Origin of the sequence: Microbacterium sp. B24, assembly GCF_000333415.1 — a bacterium.
GTDB lineage: Bacteria > Actinomycetota > Actinomycetes > Actinomycetales > Microbacteriaceae > Microbacterium.
Map to the genome: position 1 here is coordinate 1 of NZ_BADB01000399.1, position 4546 is coordinate 4546.

Genomic DNA, 4546 nt, shown 5'->3' on the forward strand with positions numbered 1-4546 from the left:
ATTCGAGCTCGGACCCGGGGATCCTCTAGAGTCGGATGCCGAGTGGCGGCATCCGCCCCCGACACGGGCCGGGTGCCGTAAACTTCTTCGCACCATGGACGACCCTCCCAGTTGCAGACGATCGCCCCACCGACCCTCCCCGAGCATGATCGGGGGTGACGTGTGATGGAACTCGTCATGCTGGGCGTGGGGCTCCTGCTCACCATCGGAACCGGCCTTTTCGTCGCGAGCGAGTTCGCGCTCGTCAACCTCGACCGCGCCGACCTCGAGGCCCGCCAGGCGGCCGGGGAATCGCGGTTGTCGCTGACCATCAGCGCGTTGCGGATCACCTCGACGCACCTGTCCAGCGCGCAGCTCGGCATCACGCTGACCACCCTGCTCACCGGCTACACGATGGAACCGGCCCTCACCACCCTGCTCAGCCCCGTGCTGACCGCGTGGGGCGTTCCCGACGCGGTGGTTCGCGTCGTCGCCACGACCGTCGCCATCGCCGTCGCCACGACGTTCTCCATGATCCTGGGTGAGCTCGTGCCGAAGAACTTCGCGCTGGCCATCCCGCGTCAGACCGCGAAACTCGTCATGCCGTTCCAGGTCGCGTTCACCACGGTGTTCCGTCCTGCGATCACCGTCCTGAACGGCTCGGCCAACGGCATCCTGCGGGGGATGGGGATCGAACCCAAGGAGGAGCTTTCCGGAGCCCGCACGGCAGAAGAGCTCGCCAGCCTGGTGCGACGCTCGGCCAGTGCCGGTGTGCTGGAGGAGGACACCGCCTCGCTGCTGGATCGCACGCTCACCTTCGCGCGACTGACGACCGCGGATGTCATGACACCGCGTCCCAGCATCCATGCGGTCGCCGCCGGCGACAGTGTCGAGGACGTCATCCAGCTGGCCCGCCGCACGGGCCACAGTCGCTTCCCGGTGTTCGACGAGTCGATGGACGACATCACCGGGATCGTCCACCTCAAACAGGCCGTCAGCGTGCCGCGCGAGCGTCGTGGCGACGTTCCCGCGGCCGCCATCGCGGAAGAGCCGCTGCGCGTGCCCGAAGCCGTCCACCTGGATGCCGTCATGTCGGAGCTGCGCTCGCGCGGCTACCAGATGGCCATCGTCGTCGACGAGTACGGGGGCACCGCGGGTGTCGTCACCCTGGAGGATCTGGTCGAGGAGATCGTCGGCGAGGTGCTCGACGAGCACGACCGCTCGCGCGCGGGCGTCGTGCGGGTCGCCGGCGCCGTGACGTTCCCGGCGGAGCTGCGTCCCGACGAGGTGCTCGATCGCACCGGCATCCGAGTGCCCGAGGGCGACGTGTACGACACCGTCGGCGGCTTCTTCATGTCGATGCTGGAGCGCATTCCCGTCGTCGGCGACCGCATCGATCTGGAGGACGGCACGCTGGAGGTGCAGCGCATGGACGGCCGGCGCGTCGACCGCGTCAAGTTCACGCCGCACCCGCTGCCCCACGCGGCGCTCGACGGTGCCGATGCGTCCGACGCGGCGAACGAGGCAGGTGAGGGTCGATGAGCGACTGGGCCGGAATCGCGTGGCTGGTGGTGCTGCTCGCGTTCAACGCGTTCTTCGTCGGTGCCGAGTTCGCCGTCATCTCCGCGCGCCGATCGCAGATCGAGCCGCTCGCCGAGAAGGGCTCCAAGACCGCGGTGACCGCGCTGTACGCGATGGAGCACGCCACGCTCATGCTCGCCACGAGCCAGCTCGGCATCACGATCTGCTCGCTGCTGATCCTGAACGTGTCGGAGCCGGCGATCCATCACCTGCTCGAAGTGCCCCTGGGACTGACGGGCTGGAACGAGGCGGTCATCGGCGGCGTCGCGTTCGCGATCGCCTTGATCCTGGTGTCGTACCTGCACGTGGTGTTCGGGGAGATGGTGCCGAAGAACCTCGCGTTCTCGCTCCCGGACCGGGCCGTGCTTCTGCTGGCGACACCGCTGGTGTGGACCTCGAAGCTCTTCTACCCGATCATCGTCGCGCTCAACTGGCTGGCCAACCACATCGTGCGCCTGTTCCGCGTCGAACCGAAGAACGAGGCGGCGTCGACGTTCACCCTCGACGAGGTGGCCACGATCGTGAACCAGTCGCGGATCGAGGGTGTGCTCGATGACGCCTCCGGCGCCGTGACGGCCGCGCTGGAGTTCACCGACAAGAAGGCGGGCGACGTCGCCGTGCCCTTGTCGGAGCTCGTGACGCTTCCCGAGTCGACGACGCCCGAAGAGATCGAGCGCGCGGTCGCCAAGCACGGATTCTCGCGCTACGTGATCGTGGATGCCGAGGGCATCCCGCTCGGCTACGTCCACCTCAAGGACGTGCTGCGGGCTGCCGAGGGCGCCGGCGCCGAGGAGAAGGTCGCCGCGCCGATCAAACCGAAGCGCATCCACCACATGGTGCCGGTCGCCGAAACGACCGACCTCGAGGATGCATTGGCCCTGATGCGCCGCAGCAGCCGGCACCTCGCTCAGGTGCGCAACGCCCGGGGCGAGACGACGGCGGTGCTCTTCCTGGAGGACATCATCGAAGAGCTCGTCGGCGAGGTACACGACGCGACGCGCCGGGGCTACTGAGCCCGTTGCCGCCGCAGGGCCGGGTGTGTGGGCCGGGCCCTGCGGCGCTCGCTCACCGAACGGGAGCGATACGGGGGCGTCCGCGCTCGTACTGCGGGGGCCACAGCGCGGCGTCCGCGCCGCCGAGCTCGACCTCGGCGCGCAGCGCGAAGTGCGGGTCACGCAGCCATTCACGACCGGCCAGGATCACGTCGGCGGCTCCGGACGCCAGGATCTCCTCCGCCTGCACACCCGAGGTGATCTCGCCCACGGCACCGACCGCGACGTCGGCGACGCGGCGCACCTCGGCGGCGAGCGGGACCTGATAGCCGGGGCCGGTGGTGATGCGCTGGTGGGCGACGAGTCCGCCGCTGGAGATGTCGAAGACGTCGGCACCGCGCGCGGCAGCCCATCCGGCGACGGTCGACGTCTGCCCGACGTCCCACCCGCCGTCGGCCCAGTCGGATGCCGAGAAGCGCACGAGAAGCGCGGCGTCCGGCGCCGCACCGCGCACCGCGTCGACGACCTCGAGCAGCAGCCGGGCACGGTTTTCCAGGGTGCCGCCGTACTCGTCGCCTCGCTGGTTGGACAGCGGCGACAGGAACTGGTGCAGCAGATAGCCGTGGGCGGCATGGATCTCGAGCACCTCGAATCCGGCCGCGACCGCCCGCACCGCGGCAGCGGCGAAGGCATCGACGATACGGCGGATGCCCGCGGCATCCAGCGCCTCCGGCGCCTCGAAACCGTCGTAGGCGATGGCCGAAGGGGCGAACGTGGTCCATCCGCCGTCGGCGATGGGGACGGTGCCGCGGCGTCCGGAGAACGGCGACCAGGTCGACGCCTTGCGTCCGGCGTGGGCCAGCTGCACACCGGCGCGCGCCCCGCGGGCGCGGATCGCGGCGACGATGGGCGTCCAGGCGTCGCGCTGCTCGTCGTTCCACAGGCCCACGTCCTCCGGCGAGATGCGCCCTTCGGGAACGACGGCGGTGGCCTCGGCGATGACGACGCCGGCGCCGCCGGACGCGAACTGGGCGAGGTGCACGTGGTGCCAGTCGTTCGGTACACCGTCGGTCGCCGAGTACTGACACATCGGCGCGACCCACAGGCGGTTGCGGACGGTGCGTCCGGCCAGTTCGTAGGGGGTGAACAGCAGGCTCATCGCGACTCTCCGGAGGGGTGAGGACGTTCCGACGCGCGCCGGCGGCGCGCGCCCGACGACCGGGGGACGGGGACGGGTAGGGTGGCGCGCATGAGCACACCCTCGCCGTGGACGGCACCCGAGACGGCCACCTTCCTCAGGGTGCCAACGGCGAGCGACGACAAGTATTCCCGAGGCGTCGTGGGCATGCGCACCGGATCGGAGGAGTTTCCCGGCGCGGCTGTTCTGGGCGTCGAGGCCGCGTGGCGGACGGGGACGGGAATGGTGCGCTACCTCGGTCCGCGTCGGGCCGCCGACCTCGTGCTCCAGCGTCGCCCGGAGACGGTGACGGCCGACGGGCGGGTGCAGGCGTGGGTGGTCGGTTCGGGGACGTCCCCCACCGCTCGCACCCCTGCCGAGACCGCGGCGGTCCGGACGATCCTCTCCGGGGACGTGCCGGTCGTCGTCGATGCCGGCGCGCTCGATCTCGTCGTCGCGGCATCCGCCGTCACGGGCGATCGCGCGCCGCTGGTGCTGACGCCCCACGATCGCGAGCACGCCGCATTGCGCGATCGGCTGGGGCTGGCCTCGGCGATCGGTCGGGAACAGGCCGCCCTCGAGACGGCCGCTGTCACCGGCGCCGTCCTGCTGCTGAAGGGTTCGACGACGCTGATCGCGACGCCCGAGGGCACGGTGCGCTCGGTGACATCGGGCGTCGCATGGCTGGCGACGGCCGGCACCGGCGACGTGCTCGCCGGCATTCTGGGAGCGCTTGTGGCAGGGGCTCCGGATCGTGTCGCGGATGCCGCCGCGTGCGCGGCCTGGCTGCACGGCAGCGCCGGAGCGCCGCTCCGCC

General features: G+C 70.8%; 4 protein-coding genes. 3 read left to right on the forward strand and 1 reads right to left on the reverse strand.

Translation table 11 applies throughout. From position 1 onward, the window contains the following. The first annotated feature begins 165 nt into the window (after nucleotides 1-165). Both I5I_RS11885 and I5I_RS11890 read left to right on the forward strand, forming a co-directional pair. Nucleotides 166-1521: a hemolysin family protein gene (locus tag I5I_RS11885; protein WP_036319767.1), complete on the forward strand. Its 1356-nt coding sequence runs from the start codon at nucleotides 166-168 to the stop codon at nucleotides 1519-1521. Further along, nucleotides 1518-2573: a hemolysin family protein gene (locus I5I_RS11890; RefSeq protein ID WP_036319769.1), complete on the forward strand. Its 1056-nt coding sequence runs from the start codon at nucleotides 1518-1520 to the stop codon at nucleotides 2571-2573. Before I5I_RS11885 ends, I5I_RS11890 begins: the two co-directional genes overlap by 4 nt. 52 nt (nucleotides 2574-2625) lie before the next feature. On the opposite strand, the gene I5I_RS11895 is transcribed toward I5I_RS11890, so the two are convergent. Next, nucleotides 2626-3711 carry an NADH:flavin oxidoreductase/NADH oxidase gene (locus tag I5I_RS11895; protein WP_036319771.1) on the reverse strand — a complete coding sequence of 362 codons (1086 nt, stop codon included), beginning with the start codon at nucleotides 3709-3711 and terminating at the stop codon, nucleotides 2626-2628. 90 nt (nucleotides 3712-3801) lie between these two features. On the opposite strand from I5I_RS11895, the gene I5I_RS11900 reads away from it, so the two are divergent. After that, nucleotides 3802-4546: ADP-dependent NAD(P)H-hydrate dehydratase (locus tag I5I_RS11900; RefSeq protein WP_036319774.1), on the forward strand; the 745-nt coding region annotated here is incomplete at its 3' end.